The organism is Rhodococcus sp. SG20037, from assembly GCF_031763325.1.
In the GTDB taxonomy this organism is placed as follows: Bacteria; Actinomycetota; Actinomycetes; order Mycobacteriales; family Mycobacteriaceae; genus Rhodococcus_F; species Rhodococcus_F qingshengii.
The window spans coordinates 3,308,781-3,333,332 of sequence record NZ_CP134497.1; the positions used below are offsets into that span (position 1 = coordinate 3,308,781).

23 protein-coding genes and 1 pseudogene are annotated in these 24,552 nt (G+C 62.8%); 6 read left to right on the forward strand and 18 right to left on the reverse strand.

The annotated features are described in order from the left end of the window. Positions 1–3: 3 nt before the first annotated feature. Positions 4–969 (forward strand): 5'-3' exonuclease, encoded by a 966-nt coding sequence (locus tag RHP72_RS15250; protein ID WP_003944862.1) that lies wholly within the window; start codon positions 4–6, stop codon positions 967–969. A 4-nt stretch (positions 970–973) separates the two neighbouring features. Here the strand turns inward: RHP72_RS15250 and RHP72_RS15255 are convergent, their stop codons facing one another. From RHP72_RS15255 to pafA, 7 genes are all read right to left on the reverse strand, one after another. Then, complete coding sequence (locus RHP72_RS15255) at positions 974–1,798, reverse strand: DUF4333 domain-containing protein (RefSeq protein WP_003944884.1); 825 nt, start codon at positions 1,796–1,798, stop codon at positions 974–976. A 52-nt stretch (positions 1,799–1,850) separates the two neighbouring features. Continuing rightward, positions 1,851–4,562 (reverse strand): RNA helicase, encoded by a 2,712-nt coding sequence (locus RHP72_RS15260; protein ID WP_003944907.1) that lies wholly within the window; start codon positions 4,560–4,562, stop codon positions 1,851–1,853. Positions 4,563–4,610: 48 nt separating this feature from the next. Next, positions 4,611–5,639, reverse strand: coding sequence for a twin-arginine translocase subunit TatC (tatC, locus tag RHP72_RS15265; RefSeq protein ID WP_003945030.1), 1,029 nt, complete (start codon positions 5,637–5,639; stop codon positions 4,611–4,613). 73 nt (positions 5,640–5,712) lie between these two features. Then, a complete protein-coding gene (gene tatA, locus RHP72_RS15270) occupies positions 5,713–5,988 on the reverse strand; it encodes a Sec-independent protein translocase subunit TatA (protein ID WP_003944836.1) in 276 nt (91 codons plus the stop codon). A 134-nt stretch (positions 5,989–6,122) separates the two neighbouring features. Then, entirely contained in the window at positions 6,123–7,100 is a 978-nt protein-coding gene (locus RHP72_RS15275; protein ID WP_030536343.1) for a YafY family protein, read from the reverse strand. Then, on the reverse strand, positions 7,100–8,110 hold the full coding sequence (locus tag RHP72_RS15280; protein WP_042919732.1) for a YafY family protein: 1,011 nt from the start codon (positions 8,108–8,110) through the stop codon (positions 7,100–7,102). The genes RHP72_RS15275 and RHP72_RS15280 overlap by 1 nt, the downstream gene beginning before the upstream one ends. A gap of 110 nt (positions 8,111–8,220) precedes the next feature. Beyond that, entirely contained in the window at positions 8,221–9,579 is a 1,359-nt protein-coding gene (gene pafA / locus RHP72_RS15285) for a Pup--protein ligase (protein ID WP_007729869.1), read from the reverse strand. Positions 9,580–9,723: 144 nt separating this feature from the next. Between pafA and RHP72_RS15290 the strand changes: the two genes are divergently transcribed. Then, positions 9,724–11,142: a bifunctional phosphatase PAP2/diacylglycerol kinase family protein gene (locus RHP72_RS15290; protein ID WP_007729871.1), complete on the forward strand. Its 1,419-nt coding sequence runs from the start codon at positions 9,724–9,726 to the stop codon at positions 11,140–11,142. 37 nt (positions 11,143–11,179) lie between these two features. On the opposite strand, the gene prcA is transcribed toward RHP72_RS15290, so the two are convergent. From prcA to dop, 4 genes are all read right to left on the reverse strand, one after another. Next, a complete protein-coding gene (gene prcA, locus RHP72_RS15295; RefSeq protein ID WP_003945006.1) occupies positions 11,180–11,947 on the reverse strand; it encodes a proteasome subunit alpha in 768 nt (255 codons plus the stop codon). Continuing rightward, complete coding sequence (gene prcB / locus RHP72_RS15300; RefSeq protein ID WP_030536341.1) at positions 11,944–12,822, reverse strand: proteasome subunit beta; 879 nt, start codon at positions 12,820–12,822, stop codon at positions 11,944–11,946. Before prcB ends, prcA begins: the two co-directional genes overlap by 4 nt. After that, complete coding sequence (locus RHP72_RS15305) at positions 12,819–13,013, reverse strand: ubiquitin-like protein Pup (protein WP_003944925.1); 195 nt, start codon at positions 13,011–13,013, stop codon at positions 12,819–12,821. Before RHP72_RS15305 ends, prcB begins: the two co-directional genes overlap by 4 nt. Before the next feature lie 148 nt (positions 13,014–13,161). Further along, the gene (gene dop, locus RHP72_RS15310; protein WP_003944852.1) at positions 13,162–14,661 is read right to left on the reverse strand and encodes a depupylase/deamidase Dop; all 1,500 of its coding nucleotides are present in this window, start codon (positions 14,659–14,661) and stop codon (positions 13,162–13,164) included. 58 nt (positions 14,662–14,719) lie between these two features. Between dop and RHP72_RS15315 the strand changes: the two genes are divergently transcribed. Further along, positions 14,720–15,277, forward strand: a complete 558-nt coding sequence (locus tag RHP72_RS15315; RefSeq protein ID WP_054828098.1) for an NUDIX domain-containing protein — start codon at positions 14,720–14,722, stop codon at positions 15,275–15,277. A 51-nt stretch (positions 15,278–15,328) separates the two neighbouring features. On the opposite strand, the pseudogene RHP72_RS15320 reads toward RHP72_RS15315, so the two are convergent. Beyond that, positions 15,329–16,006 (reverse strand): annotated as a pseudogene (locus tag RHP72_RS15320) (TIGR00266 family protein). Positions 16,007–16,124: 118 nt separating this feature from the next. Beyond that, positions 16,125–17,900, reverse strand: coding sequence for a proteasome ATPase (arc, locus tag RHP72_RS15325; RefSeq protein ID WP_003944870.1), 1,776 nt, complete (start codon positions 17,898–17,900; stop codon positions 16,125–16,127). A gap of 195 nt (positions 17,901–18,095) precedes the next feature. Between arc and RHP72_RS15330 the strand changes: the two genes are divergently transcribed. Then, positions 18,096–18,620: a hypothetical protein gene (locus RHP72_RS15330; RefSeq protein WP_003944789.1), complete on the forward strand. Its 525-nt coding sequence runs from the start codon at positions 18,096–18,098 to the stop codon at positions 18,618–18,620. A 64-nt stretch (positions 18,621–18,684) separates the two neighbouring features. On the opposite strand, the gene RHP72_RS15335 is transcribed toward RHP72_RS15330, so the two are convergent. After that, the gene (locus RHP72_RS15335) at positions 18,685–19,608 is read right to left on the reverse strand and encodes a tRNA (adenine-N1)-methyltransferase (protein ID WP_007729892.1); all 924 of its coding nucleotides are present in this window, start codon (positions 19,606–19,608) and stop codon (positions 18,685–18,687) included. Between the two features lie 138 nt (positions 19,609–19,746). Between RHP72_RS15335 and RHP72_RS15340 the strand changes: the two genes are divergently transcribed. Both RHP72_RS15340 and RHP72_RS15345 read left to right on the forward strand, forming a co-directional pair. Beyond that, positions 19,747–20,637 carry a RecB family exonuclease gene (locus tag RHP72_RS15340; protein WP_397517587.1) on the forward strand — a complete coding sequence of 297 codons (891 nt, stop codon included), beginning with the start codon at positions 19,747–19,749 and terminating at the stop codon, positions 20,635–20,637. Between the two features lies 1 nt (position 20,638). Further along, positions 20,639–21,448: a thioesterase family protein gene (locus RHP72_RS15345; protein WP_003944950.1), complete on the forward strand. Its 810-nt coding sequence runs from the start codon at positions 20,639–20,641 to the stop codon at positions 21,446–21,448. 46 nt (positions 21,449–21,494) lie between these two features. Here RHP72_RS15345 and hisG read toward each other — a convergent pair whose 3' ends face one another. From hisG to RHP72_RS15365, 4 genes are all read right to left on the reverse strand, one after another. Then, complete coding sequence (gene hisG, locus RHP72_RS15350; protein WP_003944905.1) at positions 21,495–22,346, reverse strand: ATP phosphoribosyltransferase; 852 nt, start codon at positions 22,344–22,346, stop codon at positions 21,495–21,497. Positions 22,347–22,443: 97 nt separating this feature from the next. Further along, a complete protein-coding gene (locus tag RHP72_RS15355) occupies positions 22,444–22,707 on the reverse strand; it encodes a phosphoribosyl-ATP diphosphatase (RefSeq protein WP_003944933.1) in 264 nt (87 codons plus the stop codon). A gap of 59 nt (positions 22,708–22,766) precedes the next feature. After that, a complete protein-coding gene (locus RHP72_RS15360; protein ID WP_047270562.1) occupies positions 22,767–23,627 on the reverse strand; it encodes a pseudouridine synthase in 861 nt (286 codons plus the stop codon). 57 nt (positions 23,628–23,684) lie between these two features. Then, the gene (locus RHP72_RS15365) at positions 23,685–24,545 is read right to left on the reverse strand and encodes a rhodanese-related sulfurtransferase (RefSeq protein WP_311093564.1); all 861 of its coding nucleotides are present in this window, start codon (positions 24,543–24,545) and stop codon (positions 23,685–23,687) included. Positions 24,546–24,552 lie beyond the last annotated feature (7 nt).

Genomic DNA, 24,552 nt, shown 5'->3' on the forward strand with positions numbered 1-24,552 from the left:
ACCATGAGTGGGCCATTGCTTCTCCTCGACGGTGCCAGCCTGTGGTTTCGTGCGTTCTACGCGCTGCCCGAATCATTCGTCGACCCCGACGGAAGACCTGTCAACGCGGTGCGCGGTTTCACCGACATGGTTGCTTCCCTGATCACCAAACACCAGCCGAGTCGTCTCGCCGTGTGCCTGGACTTGGACTGGCGACCGCAGTTCCGCGTCGATGCAGTCCCGACGTACAAAGCGCATCGCGTCGAGGAAGGCTCTGACGGTGCGTCCGAAGAAGTTCCGGACACGTTGACGCCTCAGGTCGACATGATCATGGACGTGCTCGCTGCAGCGGGTATCGCGACGGCGGGTGCAGTCGGACTCGAAGCCGACGACGTACTGGGAACGCTTGCCGCCACCGAGCGCGAAGATCTCACCGTCGTCGTCAGTGGTGACCGAGACCTACTGCAGGTCGTCACCGACGAGTACGTGCCCGTCCGTGTCCTGTACGTGGGCCGTGGCCTGTCCAAGGCGGAACTCTTCGGACCGGTCGAGGTTGCGGAGAAGTACGGAGTACCCGGTGACCGTGCGGGCGAGGCTTACGCCGAACTCGCGGTACTGCGCGGAGACGCCTCCGACGGTCTACCCGGCATCAAAGGTGTCGGTGAGAAGACTGCGTCGACACTGATGCTCCGTTACGGCTCGTTGGCCGGACTTCGGGCGGCCGCAGCTGATCCTGAATCGGATATGGCCAAGGGGATTCGCGCAAAACTGACCTCACCTGAGGCAATGGCTTACCTTGATGCTGCGTTGCCGGTCGTACGAGTGGTTCGCGACGCGGACGTTCAGTTCTCGAAGGACGACCGACTCCCGGCGACCCCCGTCGATCCCGCACGCCTCGAGGAAGTGGCGGCCTCGCTGAACATCGAGCGCTCGGCCGGCCGGCTTGCCGCCGCGCTCGAGGCTGCGGCGGCAGGCCGTTCCGACCAATAGGGCGTCAGCTCGGGCGGCTGACCTCGTACGTGCCGTTGTCGTCGACAAACGTCACGGTCACGTTCGACTTCACACCCGCGATCGAAAGCGTGCAGGTGAACTTGTTGCCTGACTTGACTTCCTGGTCCGCGGGGCACTGAACGTTGCTCACGTTCTTCGCCCCGTAGGACTCGGTGACGATCTTCTCGACGCCGGCCTGAGCCGCGCTCTGATCGAGTGTGTTCTTGCCGAAGACTCCGAACACCAGGGCCACCACGACAGCGGCAAGAACGACGAGAACGCCGATCGCACCGAAGATCAGGGGCTTCTTCGACTTACCCGACTGGTTTCCGGGCGCACCGGGACTCGGGAACGGCTGAGCCTGGTTCCACTGGTTCTGCTGTCCCGGAGTCTGCCCGGGGGCCGTGGCGCCCCACGCCTGCTGCGGTGCGGCAGCCGGAGGCTGACCCCACGCCTGGGTTGCGTCAGGTGACTGCTGTTGCCCGGGCTGACCCCACGGCTGTGCGGGAGGTTGTTGCTGGGGTTGTCCCCACGGCTGTTGCTGGCCGGGTTGTCCTTGTCCAGGCTGTTGCGGCTGACCGTACGCAGGCTGACCACCCGGCTGGCCGTAGGCAGGTTGTCCCCACGGCTGTTGCTGGCCGGGCTGCTGACCGGGCTGCGGTGTTTGACCAGGCTGACCCCACGGCTGTTGCTGGCCGGGCTGCTGACCAGGCTGCTGTTGTCCGCCCGGCTGCTGAGGATTCTGCCCCCACTGCTGCTCGTTCGGCTGCTGCTGATCACCAGGACCCCATTGCCGATTCGGATCGTTCGGTCCGTAAGGCCCGCTCATGTTCGCCTCCCACTCGAAATACCAGTCTGCGAATCAAACCACATAGTTGCGGTCATGCTGCGTCGACAGCAACTACCCCGCGACGAATTGCAGCTACCGCCCGCGCCGCAGTCTTCGCGACGTCGGCATCCGTCGAAGTCAGGCGGACCTGATCGAGGAGATCGATCACCTGACGACACCAACGTACAAAGTCACCCGCAGACAGCGCACGACCCTGCACTCCAGCCGCGATCAGTGCGTCGACAAGCGAGTTCTCGCTCGCCCAGTGATAAACGGCAGTGACGAATCCGAGATCCGGTTCCCGCGTCGGCGGCAGCTTGTGGCGAATCTCGTCCGACCGCAGTTCGCTCCACAATCGTTGAGTGTCGTTGAGGGCGTGACGAAGCGCCGCTGTCGGCACCCGATCGACGGTGTCCCCGTCCCGACGTGATTCGTAGACCACCGAGGACACGACGGCCGCCAACTCAGCCGGGCTGAGTCCTGTCCACGCCCCGGTCCGCAGGCATTCGGCGACCAGAAGGTCGCTTTCCGAGTAGATGCGGCTGAGTCGTCGTCCGGATTCGGTGACTTCGGGCGCTGCTTCGGCAGTCATGTACTCACGCTCTTTGAGTAGCGCAATGATGCGGTCGAACGTCCGCGCCAACGAGTTGGTGGTGGCCGCAGCCTTTTCCCTCATCGACTGCGTTTCCCTGGCCAGCCGGTTGTAGCGCTCACCGATCCGGCTCAGATGTTCACGATCGGGCCAGCTGTGGCACGGATGCGAGCGAATAGCACGTCGCAAAGTAGCGACCTCGGCATCTTCGGATGCGCCCGCCTTGTGGCGCTTCTTTCGCCGGGGGGCACTGATCCCGGTACTACGCAACGCCGAGGCCAGATCGCGCCGGATCCGGGCGGTGTGGTGATCGACATGCTTGGGCAGTCGCATCTTTCCCAGAACGTCGGCTGCTTCCGGGAAATCACCCGAGGAGAGTCGGCCGGCCCACTGATCGGCCGTCAGAACCAGCGGACGCGGGTCCTTCGGATCGTTGTCCGGGACGAGGACCACTGCCACCCCTGAATGACGACCGATGGGAATTGCGATCACGTCACCGCGGGCGAGTGCACGGAGGGACTCCACCGCATCTCCGCGTCGGTCTTCGCGGCCCTTACGTTCGAGCGCGCGCTCGCGCGCACTGAGCCGCTCACGCAACGACGCGTATTCGAAGTACTCACCGTCCGCACCGCCGAGTTTCTCCTGCAAACCCTTCAGTGCTTCTTCGTTCCGCTCGATGCCACGCACCAGGCCGACCACCGAGCGATCCGCTTGGAACTGCGCGAAGGAACGCTCGAGCAGCTTCCGTGAATCCGCCGCGCCCATGCGTTCGACGAGATTGATCGACATGTTGTACGAGGGGCGGAACGAACTGCGGAGCGGGAACGTCCGTGTCGACGCCAAGCCGGCGACATCCGTCGGCTCGACCCCGGGCTGCCACAGGACCACAGCGTGGCCTTCGACGTCGATGCCGCGTCGGCCGGCCCGACCCGTCAGCTGCGTGTACTCCCCCGGCGTCAGTTCGGCGTGCGATTCACCGTTGTACTTGACCAGACGTTCGAGCACCACCGTGCGTGCCGGCATGTTGATGCCGAGGGCCAGCGTCTCGGTCGCGAAGACCGCCCGCACGAGCCCCTTGACGAACAGTTCCTCGACTGTCTGGCGGAATGCCGGCAGCATGCCGGCATGGTGAGATGCCAGTCCGCGTCGTAGTGCCTTGCACCAGTCCCGATATCCGAGAACTTCGAGATCCTCTTCGGGTAGTTCCCCGGTGTGTTTCTCGATGATGGTGTCGATCTCGCGGACCTGCTCCGGCGAAGTGAGATCCAGTCTGGACCGCAGGCACTGTGCAAGAGCCGCATCACAACCGGCGCGGCTGAAGATGAAAGTGATGGCCGGGAGCAGTCCGGACTGATCGAGCTGAGCGATGACGTCAGGTCGTGGCAAGGGCCGGAAATCGTTGGAGCTCTGGTAGCTGCCGCGTCGTCCGCGGCCACGCGGCTGCCAGCTCTCGACGCGTTCGAGAGCCTGACGCTGCTTGACGTGGCGAACCAGATCCTGGTCGACGAGCACGGTCTTCGGCCCGGCAGCAGGATGACTACGACTGTCGAAGAGATCGAAGATTCGCCTACCGACCATGATGTGCTGCCACAGCGGGATCGGCCGAGTCTCGTCCACGACCACAGTGGTGTCGCCGCGGACGGTTTCCATCCAGGCACCGAATTCTTCGGCATTGCTCACGGTCGCCGACAAACTCACCAGGCGTACGTCCTCGGACAGGTGCAGGATCACTTCCTCCCACACCGCCCCGCGGAACCGGTCGGCAAGGTAATGCACTTCGTCCATGACGACGTGCGAAAGCCCGCGCAGTGCCTCGGAGTTGGCGTAGAGCATGTTCCGCAGGACTTCGGTGGTCATGACGACCACCGGTGCGTCGGAGTTGATACTCGAATCACCCGTCAGCAGACCGACTTCGCCGGGGCCGTACCGCTCGACGAGTTCGGCGTACTTCTGATTGCTCAACGCCTTGATCGGCGTCGTGTAGAAACACTTGCGGCCCGCCGCGAGAGCCAGGTGGACAGCGAACTCGCCGACCACGGTCTTGCCTGCACCGGTCGGCGCGCAGACAAGGACGCCGTGGCCCGCTTCGAGCGCAACGCATGCCTTCACCTGGAATGGATCGAGTTCGAACTTCAGGCTGGACGCGAACGTGCTCAGTTCACTCTTGTTCATAACCACCTCGTCAGGGTTTCACACGCCGCCGACGTGGTGGCACGGCGCTCAGAGAGTGTCAGTGAAATCCTGGCCGGGCGCGTTGTCGCCGGCGGTGTCGGATTTCTCCGCGACCGGAGCCTTGGACTTGGACTTACGTCCGAACAATCCACTCGATTCGGCCTTGGGTTTGGTCGGATTGTCGAAAGCCTCGTTCAGATCGGACGGAGCCGAGATGGAGGAAGCTTCCTCGTCGGACAGTGCGCCCCAGTCTTCACCGGCTCGCTTGGCCTTACGTTTGTCGTTGAGGCGAGCGATCTGGACCGCGACCTCGAAGAGAAGCGTCAGAGCCAGCGCGAGCGCCAACATCGAGAACGGATCCGACCCTGGCGTGGCAACTGCAGCGAATACGAAGAGCCCGAAGATCAATCCTCGACGCCAGGCCTTCAAACGCTCGTACGTCAGAATGCCGGCAAAGTTCAACACGACGACGAGCAGTGGGATTTCGAAGCTGACGCCGAAGATGAGCAGCAGATTGATGATGAAGCCGAAGTACTCCGAACCACTGAGCGCGGTGATCTGGACGTTGTCACCGATGGTCAGGAGGAAGTGCAAAGCCTTCGCCACGACGAGGTACGCCAGGATTGCGCCGAGAATGAAGAGAGCGGCACCTGCGGTGACGAATCCGACCGCGTAGCGACGCTCTTTGGCGTATAGGCCCGGGGTGATGAATGCCCACAATTGGTAAAGCCACACCGGGCAGGCAAGAACGATGCCGGCGGTGAGCGCCACTTTGAATCGCAGCATGAACTGCTCGAACGGCCCGGTCGCCAGCAATCGGCACGCGTCGTCGGTGCTGAGGTTGGCGCGACTCTCGGACGGAAGCTCACAGTACGGTCCGCGAAGCAGATCGCCCAGACTTTCGAGACCGAGTATCGAGTGTGAATACCAGAAGAAGCCGAACGCCGTGGTGATGATCACGCCGAGGAATGCGAACAACAAACGAGTCCGCAATTCGTACAGGTGGTCGACCAACGACATGGTGCCGTCTGGGTTGACCTTCCGCTTGCGGTTACGCGGGTCTAACGGAATACGCACTGTGCATCCTGGTCTTGGTCAGCAGACAACCGGGGTGAACGAATATTTCACCCCGGCTAGAACGCAGTGTGTACTAGAGCGGCTTGACTTCGGTCGGCTGCGCAACAGGTGCTGCTGCACCGTTTGCGACCACCGCGGTGTTGGCCGTCGGCAACTGTGCTGGAGCAGGCTGTGCGACCGGCGCGCTTGCGGGCGCCGCATCGTCGTTCTGCATTTCCTTGACTTCGCTCTTGAAGATGCGGAGGGAACGACCCAGACCGCGTGCTGCATCGGGAAGCTTCTTCGACCCGAACAGAATTACGACGACAACAGCGACAATCAGCCAATGCATCGGCTGCATTGCACCCATAACGACCTCCCATGATCAGATTCCTCGATGCTACCGGACACAACCGGCGCTCGGAGGTGCCAAAGCACTTACTTCAGCTACCTTTTACCTGTTTGTTTCCTGCGAACTCACTGAACGTGAAGTTTCCCGAAGTTTTACGAACCGATTACGTCATAGGCGTCGAGCGCCGCAACGGCTCGATCATGGACTTCGGAGACCAGTTCCGGCGGATGAAGGACCCGAACGCCCTCACCGAATCCCAACACCAGCCTTGCCATCCATTCAAGTGTTCCGAAACTCATCGTCGCCTCGACCGACCCGTCGTCGTTCACGTGCTCGACGTCCAACGGGTAGTAGTCGAGCATCCACACCCACTCTTTGGTGATGAACAACCGCGCTTCCGGAAGGGAACCGTCGCCGCTGAACAATTCGAGATTCGAATCCTCCTCGAGGGCCTGCGGCGGCGGGTCGGCGGGCTCGTCGAGTTGGACGGCGGCGTCGATCCGATCGAATCTGAACAACCGCACGCCCTCGGCTTGACGGCACCACGCCTGGAGGTAGCTGTAGTTGTCGACCAACACGATACGAACGGGGTCGACGATGCGCTCGGAGACCGCGTCGCGCGAGGCGGAGTAATACGTCAATCGCAGGGCGGTCTTGTCTGCGAGCGCGGCTCTGACCGTCGCGGCTATCGGGTCTTCGGCGATGTCCGGCGCAGGCGATGTGTCCCGGTCCTGACCGATGGCTCGTGCCGCGGCCGAGCCTGCTGCGTCCTCGATCTTCGCGATGGCACGCTGCGCCGAGGACGGATCGACCATGCCCGGCATTTCCACCAAGGACCGCAGGGCGATCAGCAACGCCGTCGCCTCCGTCGAGGTGAGGCGCAACGGGCGATCGATCCCGGCCGAGAACGTGACCTCGATACTTTCCTCGGAGAAGGACAGGTCGATGAGATCACCGGGACCGTAACCGGGCAGTCCGCACACCCACAGTTGATTGAGGTCGGTCATCAGTTGAGTGGTGCTGACACCGAGCTCCTCGGCGGCCTCGGCGGGACTGATGCCAGGATTCGCGATGAAGTACGGCACGAGGTTGAGCAGCCGTGCCAACCGCGACGACAGTCGATTGCTCATCAGTGGTCCCCCTGTCCATGGCCGGTGATCGGGCTCGCCGCGGCGGCGCGCAGCTTCGCGACGACCTCAGCACGCAAATCCGGTGGGTCCAGCACCAATGCGTCCAACCCGTGACCGGCGATCAACCGAGCGGTCCATTCCCAGGATCGAACGGGGATGGCCAGCACGCTGCCGTCGCGATCGGTCAACCGCCGTTCGGACGACGACGTCGCAAGCCGCCGAAGCTCATGGGCGCGGCCGTCTGCGACCCATACCGTAGCCGTCCCGGTCACGACGCCCGAACCGGTCACGCGATCGACGACCTCGCGAAGGTCGACACCTTCAGGTTTGTGAACCGAACCGGCCGGGCCGAACTCCCTGACGTCGTCACCGATCCGTGAGAGCCGGAAGGTCCTCACCGCATCACGGTCGACGTCGTGCCCGACCAGGTACCACTTGCCGTTGTGCGTGACGACGCCCCACGGCTCGACGGTGCGCTCGGTGAACGGTTCGTTCAATGCGCCGCGGTGCTGAAAATGAACTGCTCGGCCGGCGTCGACCGCTGCAAGAAGCTTGCCGAGCGCGGGCTCCGAACCGCGGGTGCGCGCGGGAATCGCGGTGACCGGGGCGGCACTGACTTCTGAGTCGACCTGGACGCCGGCCGCTCGGAGTTTGAGTAGTGCACTCTGGGCTGCCGAAATCAGTTCCGGCGACTCCCACAACTGCACCGCGACGGCGACTGCAGCAGATTCCTCGCTGGTGAGGTCCACGTCCGGAAGCTCGTAGGCATTGCGATTGATCCGATACCCCTCGACGGTCGAGAACCGTCCTGCCAGACCGGTTTCCAACGGGACACCCAGGTCACGAAGTTCGTTCTTGTCGCGCTCGAACATGCGACTGAACGCTTCGTAGTTCGCGGAATCGTTGTACCCGGCCACACTGTCACGGATTTTCTCCGCCGTGAGGAACTGTCTGGTGGACAGCAATGCGATCACCAGGTTCATCAACCGCTCGATTTTTGATGTCGCCACGCCGAAATCCTAGTGGCTATCCGATAACCGAACGCGCGCCGGACACTTTCGTGCCCGGCGCGTCGCCGCAAAACAGACCTGCCGTCTTGTACATCTCGAAATTGAGTGACCTACATCGAAGCGATCAAACGCTCGACACGCTCGTCGACGGAGCGGAACGGGTCCTTGCACAGCACCGTTCTCTGCGCCTGATCGTTGAGCTTGAGGTGAACCCAGTCGACTGTGAAGTCCCGGCCTGCTGCCTGGGCTGCGGTGATGAAGTCGCCCCGCAATTTGGCGCGCGTGGTCTGCGGCGGATTCTCGACGGCGTCGTCGATCGTTTCGTCCTCGGTGACCCGCTTGACCAAGCCCTTGCGCTGGAGAACGTCGAAGACACCCCGGCCGCGTTTGATGTCGTGGTACGCCAAGTCGAGCTGCGCGATCTTGGGATCGGACAGATCGAAACCGTGACGGTCCTGGTAGCGCTGGAACAGCTTGCGCTTGATGACCCAGTCGATCTCCGTGTCGACCTTCGCAAAATCCTGAGCTTCGACGGCATCGAGGGTGCGACCCCACAGGTCGACAACCTGCTCCACCTGCGGGTCCGGTTCGCGGTTACGCAGATGTTCGACTGCCTTGGCGTGGTATTCGCGTTGAATATCGAGGGCACTGGCCTGACGTCCACCAGCAAGGCGAACCGGCTTTTTACCGGTCACGTCGTGACTGACCTCGCGGATGGCACGAATCGGGTTGTCCAGCGCGAAATCGCGGAACGACACCCCGGCTTCGATCATCTCGAGCACCAGTGCGGCAGAACCGACCTTGAGCATCGTCGTCGTTTCGGCCATGTTCGAATCGCCGACGATCACGTGCAGGCGGCGGTACTTCTCGGCGTCCGCGTGCGGTTCGTCGCGGGTGTTGATGATCGGACGCGAGCGAGTGGTAGCCGACGAGACGCCCTCCCAGATGTGTTCCGCGCGCTGCGAGAGGCAGAACGTCGCGGCCTTCGGAGTCTGCAGTACCTTTCCGGCGCCGCAGATCAACTGGCGCGTGACGAGGAACGGCAACAAGACATCCGAAATGCGGGAGAACTCACCGGCGCGCGCGACGAGAAAGTTCTCGTGGCAGCCGTACGAGTTTCCGGCCGAGTCGGTGTTGTTCTTGAAGAGATAGATGTCGCCACCAATACCCTCCTCGGCGAGTCTCGCCTCGGCGTCGATCAGCAGTTCTTCGAGCACACGCTCACCGGCACGGTCGTGATTGACCAGCTGGATGAGGCTGTCGCACTCGGCCGTCGCGTACTCCGGGTGCGAACCCACATCCAGGTACAAGCGAGCTCCGTTACGGAGGAAGACGTTGGAGCTGCGACCCCACGACACGACACGACGGAAGAGGTAACGAGCAACCTCGTCGGGGCTCAGTCTCCTGTGCCCGTGAAAGGTGCAGGTAACGCCGAATTCCGTCTCGATACCCATGATTCGTCTCTGCACACTTCGACAGTACAACCAGAATGCGAGGTTCACCCGTGTACTTCGATCGCGTCGTAAGTCACGACTCGACAACGTCGGGCGGCAGCATAGTGTGACGGTGTGAGCCTTATTCGCCGAAAAGTTGTCCGAAGCGACGTCAAAGTCATGGAAAGCACTGGAGCACTGCGCCCTTCCGTGCTCGACCCGACCATGCGGTTTCTCTCCAGAGCCGCCGATCACGGCGTTTTGTGGATGGTTGTCGCCGCCTTGCTCGCGATGATCGGCGGGCGGCCCCGTAGGGCAGCAGCACGCGGGCTGCTCGCACTGGCCGGTTCCAGCGCGCTGGCCAACGGCATACTCAAGCCCCTCTTTCCCCGCCGACGCCCACCGGCACGCGTCTGGCTGAGCCCGAAGCGAGGCGTCGACATACCGACGTCGTCCTCGTTCCCCTCCGGACATTCGTCTTCGGCCGCGGCATTCACCGCGGCAGTGGCCATGGAGTCCCCGGTTGCTGGAGCTGCTCTCGCACCACTGGCCGCAGCAGTGGCGTACTCACGCGTCCACAACGGAGTCCACTGGCCGTCCGACGTCTTCGCAGGCCTCGCGGTCGGCGGTGCTATCGCTGCCGGCACGCGTCGTTGGTGGGCGGTACGCGACGAAGAGCCCGCCGAACTCGGACCCGAGTGCGTGGTTCCCGCGCTCCCGCGCGGAGAAGGCTTGTTGGTCTTCACCAATCCTGGTTCAGGCTCCGAGGACGACGGGATCGTGGAATCGATTCGAGAACTACTACCGGAAGCGATCGTCTACGAGTTCGACGCGGACATCGACTTCGACATGCAGATCGATGCCAAGATCCCCGAGCTCTCGCCGAAAGCGTTGGGTGTATGCGGCGGCGACGGAACAGTGGTCACGGTCGCGACCGCGGCGACAAAGCACGAGCTACCACTTGCGGTTTTTCCCGGCGGAACATTGAACCATTTCGCCCGCGACGTCGGGGCGGTGAATGTCGAGGAGACCGCACAGGCAGTCGAGTCCGGTCAGGCGGCATTCGTCGACCACGCGGTGGTGCGCACGGATTCCGGAGTGACTGCACGGTTTCTCAACACAGCCAGCCTCGGTGGATACCCGGATGCTGTGCGCCTGAGGGAAAAATGGGAACCACGATTCGGTAAGTGGCCGGCCGCAGGAGCCGCGATGATCCGGGTTCTCGCAGCGGCGGAGCCGATGACGGTGACCATCGACGGGAAGCGGACCACAATCTGGATGCTGTTCGTCGGAAACGGGCGATACTCCCCCGCCGATCAGGTGCCGATGTCGCGTCCGGAGATGAACCGTGGACTACTCGACGTCCGCTATCTGCGCGCGGACAAGAAATTCTCGCGCTCACGTCTGCTGTTTGCGGCTGCCACAGGAACATTGGGCAGCTCGCGGGTCTACGTTCGCGAACTCGTCTCGTCGATGTCGGTTCGAGTCGCCGATTCACCGGTAGCCATCGCCACCGACGGTGAAGTGGTGGCAGACGCGCGCCGGTTCGATTTCGACACCGAACCGGGCGCGGTGGCCGTCTACCGAGTCACTCAGTAACTCCAGACCTGCAGTAACTCCCAGACCTACGGAGTATCTACGAGGGTGCGTCGCCGTTTGCCGGCGGCGCATCCTCGACTGCTGCCGGAGCTGGAAGCATCTCTTCCAAAACCGTTCCAGCGATCCGTTTGAACGCACGGCGTGGACGATTGCTGTCGAGTACGGCAACCTCGAGTGCACTCACATCGAGAGTTCGTGGTTCCGCCTCAGTGGTTCCGGCCGGTGCCGGGCCGCCCTTTTGGAGCGCCCCGACTGCAATCCGCACTGCGGATTCGAGGTCGAGGTCTCGCTGGTACGACTCGCGCATCGCCGTCACGATCGGTTCGGTCGTGCCGCCCATGACCACGAATTCCTGCTCGTCCGCGATGGATCCGTCGTACGTGATCCGGTAGAGCTGAGCCGGCGTACTGCTTCCGAAGCGACCGATCTCGGCAACACAGATCTCGACCTCGTACGGCTTGGGCTGCTCGGTGAAGATCGTTCCCAGGGTTTGTGCGTACGCATTGGCGAGAGAACGCCCGGTTACGTCCCGACGGTCGTACGAGTACCCACGCATGTCTGCGTGGACGATGCCCGCGCGGCGCAGATTCTCGAACTCGTTGTACTTGCCCACTGCCGCGAATCCGAGACGGTCGTACAGTTCGCTGACCTTGTGCAGAGCACGCGACGGGTTCTCGGCGACAAAGAGCACTCCGTCGCGGTAGGTGAGAACGACGACGCTGCGCCCGCGGGCAATTCCCTTGCGCGCCAATTCCGAACGATCGCGCATGATCTGTTCGGCTGATGCGTAGTACGGCATCGTCATAGCGCAGACTCCCCTTCCGGACTCGCGGTCGCCGTGCGAGCCGCGACGATCTCCCGGGCGATCTCGGCAGCCCTGCTGGGCGACAACTCCACAGCGCCGGCCGAGGTGATGGTGACCGCCGTCGGATAGATCCCTCGTGTCAGATCAGGACCACCGGTAGCCGAATCGTCATCTGCCGCGTCGTAGAGCGCCTCGACGGCGAATCGAAGCGCGGTGTCCTCGTCGATTCCCGGTGAATACAGCTTCTTGAGCGCCGATTTCGCGAACAGGGAGCCGGATCCGACTGCGTGATAGCCCGCGCGCTCCTCGTATCGCCCACCGACGACGTCGTAGGAGACGATGCGACCGGCGGTGGACGGATCGACCGCGTCCAGGTCGTAACCCACGAGCAGTGGCACAACCGCCAAACCTTGCATCGCTGCTCCGAGATTTCCTCGAACCATCGACGAAAGTCGATTGGCCTTGCCGTCGAACGTGAGTGGGACGCCTTCGATCTTCTCGTAATGTTCGAGCTCGACCGCGAAGAGCCGGACCAGTTCGATTGCGATCCCGGCCGTACCGGCAATACCCGCAGCCGAGTAGTCGTCCGTGACGTACACCTTCTGCACGTCACGGCTGGCGATGAGATTGCCCATCGTCGCTCGGCGATCACCCGCGAGCAGAACACCACCCGCATAGCTGATCGCGACGATGGTGGTGCCGTGCGGAGCTACGTCTCCCCCGCCCATGACAACACCTCCTGTGTCGGCGAAGCGGTTCTGCGGAAGATGCTCCGGTGCATGCACCCGAAGGTATTCCGAGAATGACGACAGATTCGAGCCGAAGCTCAACCGTGTGTCCCCGTCTGTGATCCGGGGCGCGCGATCCACCGTCACTGGCCGCCCTTCTGGACGTAGGCACGGACGAAGTCCTCGGCGTTCTCTTCCAACACGTCGTCGATCTCGTCGAGCAGGTCGTCGGTTTCTGCAGCGAGCTTCTCGCGACGTTCCTGGCCGGCACTGCCGTCGCCACCAGTGGTTTCGTCGTCTTCGCCGCCACCGGCACGCTGCGTCTGTTCTTGAGCCATCGCCGTCGACCTCCTTGTGTGAAGGGAGCTCTCGCGAGCATCCTGTTCGGCCCAGCAGAGTCGGTAACTGATCCCGCTCGGACCTTCACCCTACCGAGCGGCACCGTCAGGTGTGGAGAGACGCGACGGCGAGCCGCATCGGCTGATTTCAGTGAGTGAGCTGATCAACCAGTTCCGCGGCGCTGTCCACGGAGTCGAGCAACGCTCCGACGTGCGCTTTGGTACCTCGAAGCGGCTCGAGGGTGGGGATACGGATCAACGATTCACCGCCGAGATCGAAGATGACCGAATCCCAGCTCGCGGCCGCGATATCGGCCCCGAATCGGCGTAGGCACTCGCCCCGGAAGTATGCGCGAGTGTCGGTGGGAGGGTTCGTGACCGCGTCGAGAACCTGCTGTTCGGTGACAAGCCGCTCCATGGAGCCGCGAGCAACCAGGCGGTTGTACAGGCCCTTGTCGAGTCGCACGTCGGAGTACTGCAGATCCACCAGATGCAATCGCGGCGCCGACCACGCGAGTCCCTCACGATTGCGGAACCCTTCGAGCAGACGCAGTTTGGCCGGCCAGTCGAGGATGTTCGCGCACTCCATGGGATCGCGCTCGAGGAGATCGAGAACCATCGCCCACTTGGCGACGATATCGTCCGCTCGCGGATCACGATCGGTCTCACGGTCGAGGAACTTCGAGACACGTTCGAGGTAAATGCGTTGCAGCGCAAGCCCTGTCAGTTCACGTCCGTCGGCCAGCGCAACGGTCTTGCGCAGAGTGGGGTCGTGACTGATGTGGTGGACGGCCGTGACCGGACGCGCCAGTTGCAGATCGGTGAGGTCGACACCTGCCTCGATCAGGTCGAGTACCAGCGCCGTTGTTCCAACCTTGAGGTACGTCGACATCTCCGCGAGGTTCGCGTCACCGATGATGACGTGCAGGCGGCGATACTTGTCCGCATCCGCGTGCGGTTCGTCGCGGGTGTTGATGATTCCGCGCTTGAGAGTGGTCTCGAGGCCTACTTCGACCTCGATGTAGTCGGATCGCTGCGAAAGCTGGAATCCGGCCTCGTCGCCGGACTGACCGAGACCCACACGACCGGAACCGCAGATCACCTGCCGGGACGCGAAAAACGGCGTCAATCCGGTCACGATCGAGGCGAACGGGGTCTCACGTGAGCAGAGGTAGTTCTCGTGCGTGCCGTACGAGGCACCCTTGCCGTCGACGTTGTTCTTGTACAGCTGCAGCCGTGGCGCACCCGGCACGCTGGATGCGTGCCGCGCAGCCGCTTCCATGACGCGTTCGCCGGCCTTGTCCCAGATCACGGCGTCGAGCGGGTCGGCGACCTCGGGCGCCGAATACTCCGGATGGGCGTGATCGACGTACAACCGTGCCCCGTTGGTGAGAATCATGTTCGCGGCGCCGATCTCGTCCGCGTCGATCACCGGCGCGGGACCGCTCATTCGCCCCAGATCGAAGCCTCGGGCATCTCGCAGCGGAGATTCGACCTCGTAATCCCAGCGTGTGCGCTTGGCCCGTGGCACGCCCGCTGCGGCGGCGTAGGCAAGCACCGCCTGGGTTGAAGTGAGAATCGGATTCGCCGACGGCTCACTGGGTGAAGATATTCCGTATTCGACCTCGACACCGATGATCCGCTGCATGACACAAGAGCCTATGTGATTGCGGCGCGGCACCCACAGGCGTGGCACAGTTGGAGGAATGCACCAACCTCTCACCGCAGACCTGAATCCCGCGGACGAGGTAGTCGCCGTGTACGACCGGACGGGTAATCCGATCGGCCGAGCACCACGTTCCGTCGTCTACTCGGGTGGGCTCTGGCACGCGAGTGCGGGCGTCCTGGTTCGTACCGGGGACGGCTCCCGCATCTACGTCCATCGCCGAACCGACACGAAAGCGGTGTTCGGGGGCTATCACGACTGTCTGGCCGGAGGTGTCGTCGATCCAGGTGAGACGCCGCAGGAAACTGCGATCCGTGAAGTCGGTGAAGAACTCGGAATCTTCGGAACGGCAGACCAGCCACTCCAACTGACGGAGATCGCTCGAAAATCCTGGGACGGCGAGTGGAACAACTCTCCGTTGCGCTGTCACCTGTTTGCGTTCGAACTCAGATACGACGGGCCGATGGCACATCAGCCCAGCGAGATCGCCGAAGGTTGGTGGTGGACGCCGAAAGAACTCGGCGCCCACCTGCAGGACCCGTCGTGGCCGTTCGTTCCGGACTCACGCGCGCTGCTGGCCGACTATTGCTGGAGCTGAACACCGCTGGGACTGAACACCGCTGGGACTGAACACTGGTGGGACCTGTGATCAGCCCGGGGTGATCGCCGAGAGCCACGCAGCGAACGCGCTGGGGTTGCGGGTCTGCGCGAGAACGCGTCCTGGGCCGGTGAAGTCGAAGACAAATCCTTCACCGGACTTCATCGACTGAATGGTGCGCCCCTGAACGGCGCGCCGCATGTTGAAGTTCATCCCGAGGTCGTAGGCGACCACGTGACCGGTATCGATCGTGACCGTCTCGCCTGGCTGCAAGTCGATGACGTCGATCGCGCCGTAGACGGCCAGCACTACTTCACCGTCGCCACTTGCCCGCAGGCCGAAGCCGCCCTCACCGCCGAAGAGGTTGGACATGCCGCCCCACTTGGACTCGACCGTCACACCGTAGGAGTTGGCCAACCAGGTTCCACGGTTGAGGAAGAACGGGCGATCAGAGGTGATGGTCAGCGGGATCAGATCTCCGGGAAGCACGCCAGTCACGTCGACTCAACCACCTTGCGGCGGAGCGGTATACGTCGTGACGAAAAATGATTCGCCGCTCAGCATCGACCGCTTGAGTCCCTGCAGGACGCCGCCCTGCGCCTTCGCTTCGAGTACTACGCCGGCAGAATGCGCGAGCATCGCCCCGCTCTCCACGCGCAGCGGTTCGCCGGGCGCGAGGTAGCAGCGAGCGACTGTGGACGACGGATTGTGTCGAAGATGTATCTGCACGGCGGGACTCTAAACCAGCGCGACCGACCGGTCCAATCGCAACGAAGTCAACGGCAGCGACGCAGAGATCGGGCCGACAACTCTCGCGGAGTGGCCGGCCCGATCGATGTTCGTTTCGCTACAGGTACTGGCCCGTGTTCGACTCCGTGTCGATCGCGCGGCTTGCACTGGCGTTCTTGCCCGTGACGAGAGTGCGGATGTAGACGATCCGCTCCCCCTTCTTGCCCGAAATACGTGCCCAGTCATCAGGATTGGTGGTGTTGGGCAGATCCTCGTTCTCGGCGAACTCGTCGACGATGGAATCGAAGAGGTGCTGCACACGCAAGCCCGGAGCACCGGTGTCGAGCACAGACTTGATCGCGTACTTCTTGGCGCGGTCGACGATGTTCTGGATCATCGCCCCCGAGTTGAAGTCCTTGAAGAACAGAACTTCCTTGTCGCCGTTGGCGTACGTGACCTCGAGGAAACGATTCTCTTCGCTCTCCGCGTACATGCGATCGACGACGCGAACGATCATCGCCTTCAAGCAGGCAGTGCGATCTCCACCGAACTCTGCCAGGTCGTCTGCATTGATCGGCAGACCGTCCACCAGGTACTTCGAGAAGATGTCCTGAGCGGATTCCGCGTCGGGGCGCTCGATCTTGATCTTCACGTCCAGTCGGCCCGGACGCAGGATGGCCGGGTCGATCATGTCCTCACGGTTGGAAGCGCCGATGACGATGACGTTCTCGAGCCCTTCCACACCGTCGATCTCGCTGAGCAGCTGCGGAACAACCGTTGTCTCGACGTCGGAGGAGACTCCCGAACCACGGGTACGGAAGATCGAGTCCATCTCGTCGAAGAAGACGATCACCGGAGTGCCCTCGGACGCCTTCTCACGAGCACGCTGGAAGATCATCCGGATGTGACGCTCGGTTTCGCCGACGAACTTGTTCAGAAGTTCCGGGCCCTTGATGTTCAGGAAGTAGGACTTGGCGTCCTTGCTGTCCTGACCGCGGGCTTCGGCGATCTTCTTGGCCAACGAGTTGGCGACGGCCTTGGCGATGAGCGTCTTGCCGCAACCAGGCGGACCGTAGAGCAGTACACCCTTCGGCGGCCTCAGCGAATACTCGTGGAACAGATCCTTGTGGAGGAACGGGAGTTCGACGGCATCACGGATCTGCTCGATCTGACGCCCGAGACCACCGATGTCGTCGTAGTGAACGTCCGGAACTTCTTCGAGAACCAGATCTTCGACCTCGGCCTTCGGGATGCGCTCGAAGGCGTACCCGGCCTTGGTGTCGACGAGCAACGAGTCGCCCGGACGCAGTTTCCTGGTCGGAGAATCGGCGTCGTACGCGATGATGTCGGCTTCGGGGTCGGCGAAGACGGCTGCCAACGGCGCTGCGAGCCAGACGATGCGCTCTTCGTCGGCATGACCGACCACCAGTGCGCGCAAGCCGTCGTCGAGTACCTCACGGAGCGTGCTGATCTCACCGACCTGCTCGTAGGTGCCGGCCTCGACGATGGTGAGTGCCTCGTTGAGGCGAACCGTCTGCCCGAGGGCGAGGGTGTCCGTGTCGATGTTCGGTGAGCACGTCAACCGCATCTTGCGACCCGACGTGAACACGTCGACGGTCTTGTCCTCGTGTACCGAGAGAAGGACTCCGTAACCGCTCGGCGGTTGACCGAGTCTGTCGACTTCTTCACGAAGCGCGATGAGCTGCTGACGGGCCTCTTTGAGGGTGTCCATCAACTTGCTGTTTCGGATGGACAACGAGTCCACCTTCGACTCCAGCTCACGCACCTGCTCCGGCGATTGTGCAAGTTGTCGGCGCAGTACTTGTGCTTCCACTCGTAGCGCGTGGAGTTCTTCTGCTGCCGCAACCGAATCCGGGTTCTCTGTCGAGCTCATGTGCGTCTCCTCCCAGTGCGATCCATCAACGCTACCGGCATAAGGCCCCAACTGTCGCCAGACACGGTGCGCGAGTGCGAATTCACACCTGCGCGCGGACCGTGCCGACTGGTCTCGAGCCAGAATTTGGTCATGTTAGCCTTGCCTACAAGATGGAGACAGCGCCTGTCTCTCTTTACAACGAAAGGTAACGCTGTGATCATCCGCAAGACTCTCATCAGCGCTTGTGCTGTCGCTGCCGTCCTGACCATGGGTGCATGCAGCTCGGACGACAACAAGGATTCGACGGCTGCAAGTTCGACTTCCGCCGCCGCCTCGAGCACCACGGCGAAGGCCTCGGCTTCCGCCACGACGTCAGCTGCCGCTGCCGCAGCGGCTCCGACGGCCGAGGAGCTCAACGCTTCGCTCGTCGCTCTGATCGATCCGGCCAAGCCGATCGAGGAGAAGACCGCTCTGGTGGTCGACGGAACCAAGCGTCAGGCCAACATCGAGACGATGAGTGCTGCGCTGGGCGGTAACCCTGCCTACGCGATCACGTTCAACGTGGACAACGTCAAGGTCGACGGTCAGACCGCAACCGCAGACGTCGCCGTCGTCAGCCCGCACGGCGCCGCCCCGGCCACCCCGTGGACCTGGGAGCTCGAAGACGGCTCCTGGAAGCTGTCCGACACCTCGGCATGCGTGCTCCTGGAAATGGGCCGCGCTTCCTGCACCGCATAACTTCCAGCTACTACAAGAGCGGCGATCCGGATACCGGATCGCCGCTCTTGTTGTTTTCGTGTGACTACTTCGCCGCGGTGTTCGAGCCCTTGCCCGCACGCCGCTGCGGCTTCGGGGTGACAGTTCCTTCGGCGAGACGACGAGCGCTCACGAGGAACGCGGTGTGGCCTTGCATCCGATGTTCGGGCCGCACCGCCAAACCGACGACGTGCCAACCGCGCACGATCGATTCCCACGAGCGGGGCTCGGTCCAGCATTCCTGCTCCCGCATCGCCTCGACGACCTTCGAGAGCTGAGTAACGGTCGCGACGTAGACGATCAACACGCCGCCCGGCACGAGTGCCTTCGAGACGGCGGGCAGGACGTCCCACGGGGCCAGCATGTCGAGGACGACGCGATCGACCTTGCCTCCGTGCGCTTCCGGATCGAACTCGGCGAGATCGGCGATGGTCAGTTCCCAGTTCGGCGGACGTTCCCCGAAGAAGGTCTCGACGTTGCGAACCGCATGTTCGGCATGATCGTCGCGGACCTCGTAGGAGATGACCTTGCCCTCGGGTCCGACGGCACGCAGCAGCGAACATGTCAGTGCGCCGGAGCCGGCTCCGGCCTCGAGCACGCGTGCTCCTGGGAACACGTCGCCTTCGTGGACGATCTGAGCTGCGTCCTTCGGGTAGATGACCTGGGCACCGCGCGGCATGGACAGCACGTAGTCCACCAGCAGGGGGCGCAGTGCTAGATAGGGCGTGCCGTTGACCGACTTGACGACGCTGCCCTCGTCGGCACCGATCAGATCGTTGTGAACGATTCCGCCCTTGTGGGTGTGGTATTCGCGGTTCGCCTCGAGAACGATCGTGTAGTGGCGTCCCTTGCCGTCGGTCAGCTGTACTCGGTCGCCGACGCGGAACGGACCTGACGGCCGCTTGCCCGGCGCAGTGAGATCAGCTTCTGGAAGCTCTTGTTCGGGAATCTCGGCGACAGCGGACTGCACAACCTCATCCACTTCGGTCGTGCCTTCTTCTGGTTGCAGCTCGTTCGCCATGCGCAGATGATCCCTGTTCGCTTGTTTCCGGTGTCCTCGCCACCGGCTCCGACGGAGTTGTCGGACCAACCGCATAGCCTGCCAGGTGTGAGCTCTGTCGAATTGCCAACCCCCACTCCAACGGGTGCAACATCACACGAGCGCCCGCGTAGTCGGCCGGCGCTCTCTCCGTCTCGGGCGGGTGACTACAAACAATGCCCCCTGCTCTATCGCCTCCGAGCAGTCGACAGAATTCCGGAAACGCCAACCAGAGCCCAGGTCAGAGGCACCGTCGTACACGCGGCACTGGAAGCACTGTTTGCACTCCCGACCGGTCACCGGGTTCCCGATCGCGCAGCCGAACTCGTCCGTCCCGCGTGGGAACGTGTCAGTGCCGAGTCTCCCGAGGCCGCTGACCTTGTTCCGGAGGGCGAGCTGGATTCGTTCCTCGACGAAGTCGGCAAGCTCGTCGCGACGTACTACACGCTCGAAGATCCCACTCGATTCGATGCCGAGGCGTGCGAGGTCTACGTCGAGACCGAATTGGAGAACGGCGTTCGACTCCGCGGCTTCGTCGACCGGATAGACGTTGCACCGACGGGTGAGGTGCGGGTGGTCGACTACAAGACCGGAAAAGCGCCTCGCGAGTTCACCGAATCCAAGGCGCTCTTCCAGATGAAGTTCTACGCGCTCGTACTGCTGCGCACTCGCGGAATCGTTCCCGCACAACTGCGCCTGATCTATCTGGCCTCCGGCTCGATTCTCACGTACGCCCCGGATCACGACGAGCTCATCCGATTCGAGCGAACCCTCTCCACCATCTGGAAAGCGATCCTCGCAGCAGGTGCGACCGGAGACTTCAGACCCAAGCCTGGCAAACTGTGCGACTGGTGCGATCACAAGTCGCTGTGCCCCTCGTTCGGCGGAACACCTCCGCCCTATCCAGGTTGGCCGGACCTGCTGAGCACCGAACCTGTTGCCGCAAAGGAGAATTCATAACATGACGGACAGTTCGTACTACCGCTACCTCGGAACGACGGAGGAAGGGCACGAGCGGTTCGCGAGCACGCAGGCAACTGTCAGCATCTGGGGCCCGACACTGCAGCACGGCGCTCCCCCGTCGGCGCTGTTGGTACGAGCCCTCGAGCGGTGCGGTGCGCGCGACGAAACCCGTCTGACGCGCGTCGTCGTCGAGATTCTCGGACCGATTCCGATTGCCGACCTCGAAGTCCGGTCCTGGATCGAACGACCCGGTCGCCGAATCGAATTGATCGTCGCCGAACTGTGGGCAACCACCGCCGACGGATCTGCACGCGCGGTTGCGCGCGGTACGGCGTGGCGGATGGAGACGGTGGATACCGGCGACGTCGTCCACGTAGTCGATCCCCCGCTCGAACCCCGCGACAGCGGCACCCCGGGCGTTCTCGAGGGTCTGTGGAGCGTCGGCTATCTCAAGACCCTCGACTGGTCCTGGATTGCTCCGATCGGGTGCGTGGGAACCGGCAAGGTATGGGCGCGCCCCAAGCCAGAGCTGGTCGAGGGTGAGAAGATGTCTGCTCTCGAGCGTTTGTTCGCGGTGGCCGACATCTCAAACGGGGTCGGCGCCAAGCTCGACCCGGAGCACTGGACGTTTCTCAACACAGATCTCACGGTGCATATCTTCCGTGTGCCCGAGGGAGAGTGGGTCGGTGTCGCCGCCGAAACCACAACGGGTCCGGACGGCGTCGGCATGTGTGCGGGCGTGCTCTACGACGAGCAGGGTGCCGTGGGCCGTATCGCCCAGACTTTGCAGATTCGCGCCCGTTCCTGATTTCCAGGAACGGGCGCGAATGCGCGTAAATCTATTCAGGCAGTGATCAGAAAGCGCGTACCGAGCGGATGTTCGACGCGAGGATGGCCTTGGCACCGAGTTCGGCCAAGGCATCCATCACCTGGTTGTGTCCCTTGATCGGGACCATCGCGCGAACCGCGACCCAGTCGGGATCGGCCAACGGTGAGAGGGTCGGCGATTCCATACCGGGAGTCATCTTGATGGCGTCGTCGAGGATGGTGCGCGGGCAGTCGTAGTCGATCATCAGATTCTGCTGCGCGAAGACAATTCCGCGTACGCGTTCGATGAGCTGGTTGCGGGCGGGATCGTCCTGCGGAGCGCCGGTGCGCTCGATCAGGACACCTTCGGAATCGCAGAGCGATTCACCGAAAGCCACGAGGTTGTGTTGGCGGAGAGTACGACCCGATCCGACCACGTCGGCGATCGCGTCGGCGACGCCGAGCTGAATCGAGATTTCCACTGCTCCGTCGAGACGGATGACGGTGGCGTCGAGTCCGCGATCTGTGAGGTCCTTACGGACCAGGTTCGGGTACGACGTTGCAATGCGCAGGCCGGACAGATCCTCGACGGCCCAGTCCTTGCCGGCAGGTGCTGCGTAACGGAACGACGAACGGCCGAAGCCCAGTGACAGACGCTCGGATACGGGAGCACCCGAGTCGCCGGCGAGATCACGACCGGTGATGCCGAGATCCAGCTCACCGGAGCCGACGTAGATCGCAATGTCCTTGGGGCGCAAGAAGAAGAACTCGACCTGATTGGCCGGATCGAGGACTGTCAGATCACGGGAATCGGTGCGTCGACGGTAGCCGGCCTCGCTGAGAATCTCGGCGGCGGACTCGGACAGTGAGCCTTTGTTGGGAACTGCTACGCGCAGCATGGTGGATGTCCTTTCGGAAGGTGTGGGTGACGTGAGACGACATGAATCGGAAGCCCTGGACGAGCGAGACGGAGTACATCTCGCTGGTCAGCTCCGATCACAGATGTCGGTACACGTCCTCGAGGGTCAGTCCGCGACCGACCATCAACACCTGCGTCCAGTACAGCAGCTGGGAAATTTCCTCGGCTAGCTGCTCATCGCTCTGGTATTCCGCAGCGATCCACACTTCACCGGCTTCCTCGATGACCTTTTTGCCCTGAGCATGCACACCGGCGTCGAGGGCGGCGACAGTGCCGGACCCCTCGGGGCGAGTAGCAGCGCGCTCGGTCAATTCGGCGAACAAGGATTCGAAGGTCTTCACGGGTAGCTATTCTTTCACGAGGACGGAAGCGGTTTTCACACGCCCACGAACAGCGGTGTTCACAGGCCTGCGTCGAGGCTGCGCGAACTCACGAACCTGCGGGTCTGCCCGGTGATCGGATCCGGGTACTCCAACGCTCGCGCCAACAATCGCAACGGAGTCGAGAAGTCACCGGGCACTGCGGGCAGATACTCCGGATAGTAGTTGTCACCGACGATCGGGACGCCCAGCGAGTTGAGGTGCAGCCGAAGCTGATGGGTCCGGCCGGTCCGTGGGAGCAACCTGTATCGCCCGAGCGTCCGGCCGGCCGAGTCGGTGATCACCTCGATCAGTTCGATCGACGTCTCACTGTTCGGCTCGCCCGCGATTTCGGTAGCCGTCATCTCGCCGTGAACTTTGTTGATGCGGCTGCGCACCGTGCGAGGGAAAGTCAGTTCCGGATCGAAGCCCGCAATCGCCTCGTACTCCTTGACGATCCGCTGCTCGGCAAAAAGTTCCTGGTACGGCCGTCGTAGGTCCGGTGTCACGGTGAACACGATGACACCCGCCGTCATCCGGTCGAGGCGGTGAACTGGCGCAAGATCCGGAAGGTCCAGGTCACGACGCAGGCGCACGACTGCGCTTTCGACGATGTGCGCTCCCCGTGGAATGGTCGCCAGGAAGTGCGGTTTGTCGATCACGAGAATCGAGTCGTCGCGGTACAAGATCTCGATCTCGTGCGGAACCGGAATCTCGGGGGCCGGCTCGCGGTAGAAGTACACGAACCGGGTCGGCTGATAGGGCGTTCGGCTCGTGATCTTCCGCCCGTGCTCGTCGACGACGTCCCCGGCGCTGACGAGGTCCGCCCACAGGTCCCGCTCCCCGGGATGCTCGCCGACCAGGTGCTCGAGGACGGTCCGCGCCGACGACTCCGCCGGCATCCGCAGCCGGTCAGGTCCGAGACCGTTTCGGATCGGCAACGGAGCCTTGGGCACAGCTCAGTCCTGCTCGAGGTCTGGTGAACAACTCTCGCAGAGCAATTCGAGGGTTCGGCCGTCGCCGTCGATCCGGTTGCGGTACCGCGGGGTCGCAGTACCACAATCGACACACACGCCGAGTGTCTTGGCTTCGGATGAGAACTCGATGTTCATCCGCTTGTCGAACACGTACAGGGAACCGTCCCAGAGGCCGCGGTCGCCGAAAGTCTCGCCGTAACGGACGATTCCGCCGTCCAACTGATAGACCTCGTCGAAGCCACGTGAGCGCATCAGCGAAGACAACACCTCACAGCGCACTCCGCCGGTGCAGTACGTGACCACGGCTTTGCCCTTGAGATGGTCGTATTTGCCACTGTCGAGTTCGTCGACGAAATCCCGAGTGGTGGCGACGTCCGGAACTATCGCATCTCGGAAACGGCCGATCTCGGCTTCGAAGGCATTGCGCCCGTCGAAGAACACGACGTCGTCACCGCGAGTGTCGACGAGTTCGTGTAGTTCCTTGGGCACCAGGTGAACTCCTCCGCCGACCACACCGTTCTCGTCGACTTTCAGCTCGTCGGGGGCACCGAACGTCACGATCTCCGAGCGCGCCTTGACACTCAGACGAGGGAAATCGTTCCCGAGGCCGTCCGACCACTTGATGTCAGCGGTACGGAAGGGTTCGTAACCACGCGTACCACGGACATATCGCTTGACATCCTCGATGTCTCCGCCGACCGTCGCGTTGATCCCGTGCGGCGAGACGATGATCCGGCCCGTCAGGTTGTTGGACTCGGCCAGGCTGTGCTGCCACAGCTTGATCGCTTCCGGGTCCGCCAACGGCGTGAACTGGTAGAAGAGAACAATTTTCGGAATAGCCACAGCAAAT

Coding starts and splice junctions, on each gene's coding strand:
- RHP72_RS15250 (WP_003944862.1), top strand. CDS start 4: ATGAGTGGGCCATTGCTTCTCCTCGACGGTGCCAGCCTGTGGTTTCGT.
- RHP72_RS15255 (WP_003944884.1), bottom strand. CDS start 1,798: ATGAGCGGGCCTTACGGACCGAACGATCCGAATCGGCAATGGGGTCCT.
- RHP72_RS15260 (WP_003944907.1), bottom strand. CDS start 4,562: ATGAACAAGAGTGAACTGAGCACGTTCGCGTCCAGCCTGAAGTTCGAA.
- tatA (WP_003944836.1), bottom strand. CDS start 5,988: ATGGGTGCAATGCAGCCGATGCATTGGCTGATTGTCGCTGTTGTCGTC.
- RHP72_RS15275 (WP_030536343.1), bottom strand. CDS start 7,100: ATGAGCAATCGACTGTCGTCGCGGTTGGCACGGCTGCTCAACCTCGTG.
- RHP72_RS15290 (WP_007729871.1), top strand. CDS start 9,724: ATGGAAAGCACTGGAGCACTGCGCCCTTCCGTGCTCGACCCGACCATG.
- prcA (WP_003945006.1), bottom strand. CDS start 11,947: ATGACGATGCCGTACTACGCATCAGCCGAACAGATCATGCGCGATCGT.
- RHP72_RS15305 (WP_003944925.1), bottom strand. CDS start 13,013: ATGGCTCAAGAACAGACGCAGCGTGCCGGTGGCGGCGAAGACGACGAA.
- dop (WP_003944852.1), bottom strand. CDS start 14,661: ATGCAGCGGATCATCGGTGTCGAGGTCGAATACGGAATATCTTCACCC.
- RHP72_RS15315 (WP_054828098.1), top strand. CDS start 14,720: ATGCACCAACCTCTCACCGCAGACCTGAATCCCGCGGACGAGGTAGTC.
- arc (WP_003944870.1), bottom strand. CDS start 17,900: ATGAGCTCGACAGAGAACCCGGATTCGGTTGCGGCAGCAGAAGAACTC.
- RHP72_RS15345 (WP_003944950.1), top strand. CDS start 20,639: ATGACGGACAGTTCGTACTACCGCTACCTCGGAACGACGGAGGAAGGG.
- hisG (WP_003944905.1), bottom strand. CDS start 22,346: ATGCTGCGCGTAGCAGTTCCCAACAAAGGCTCACTGTCCGAGTCCGCC.
- RHP72_RS15360 (WP_047270562.1), bottom strand. CDS start 23,627: ATGCCGGCGGAGTCGTCGGCGCGGACCGTCCTCGAGCACCTGGTCGGC.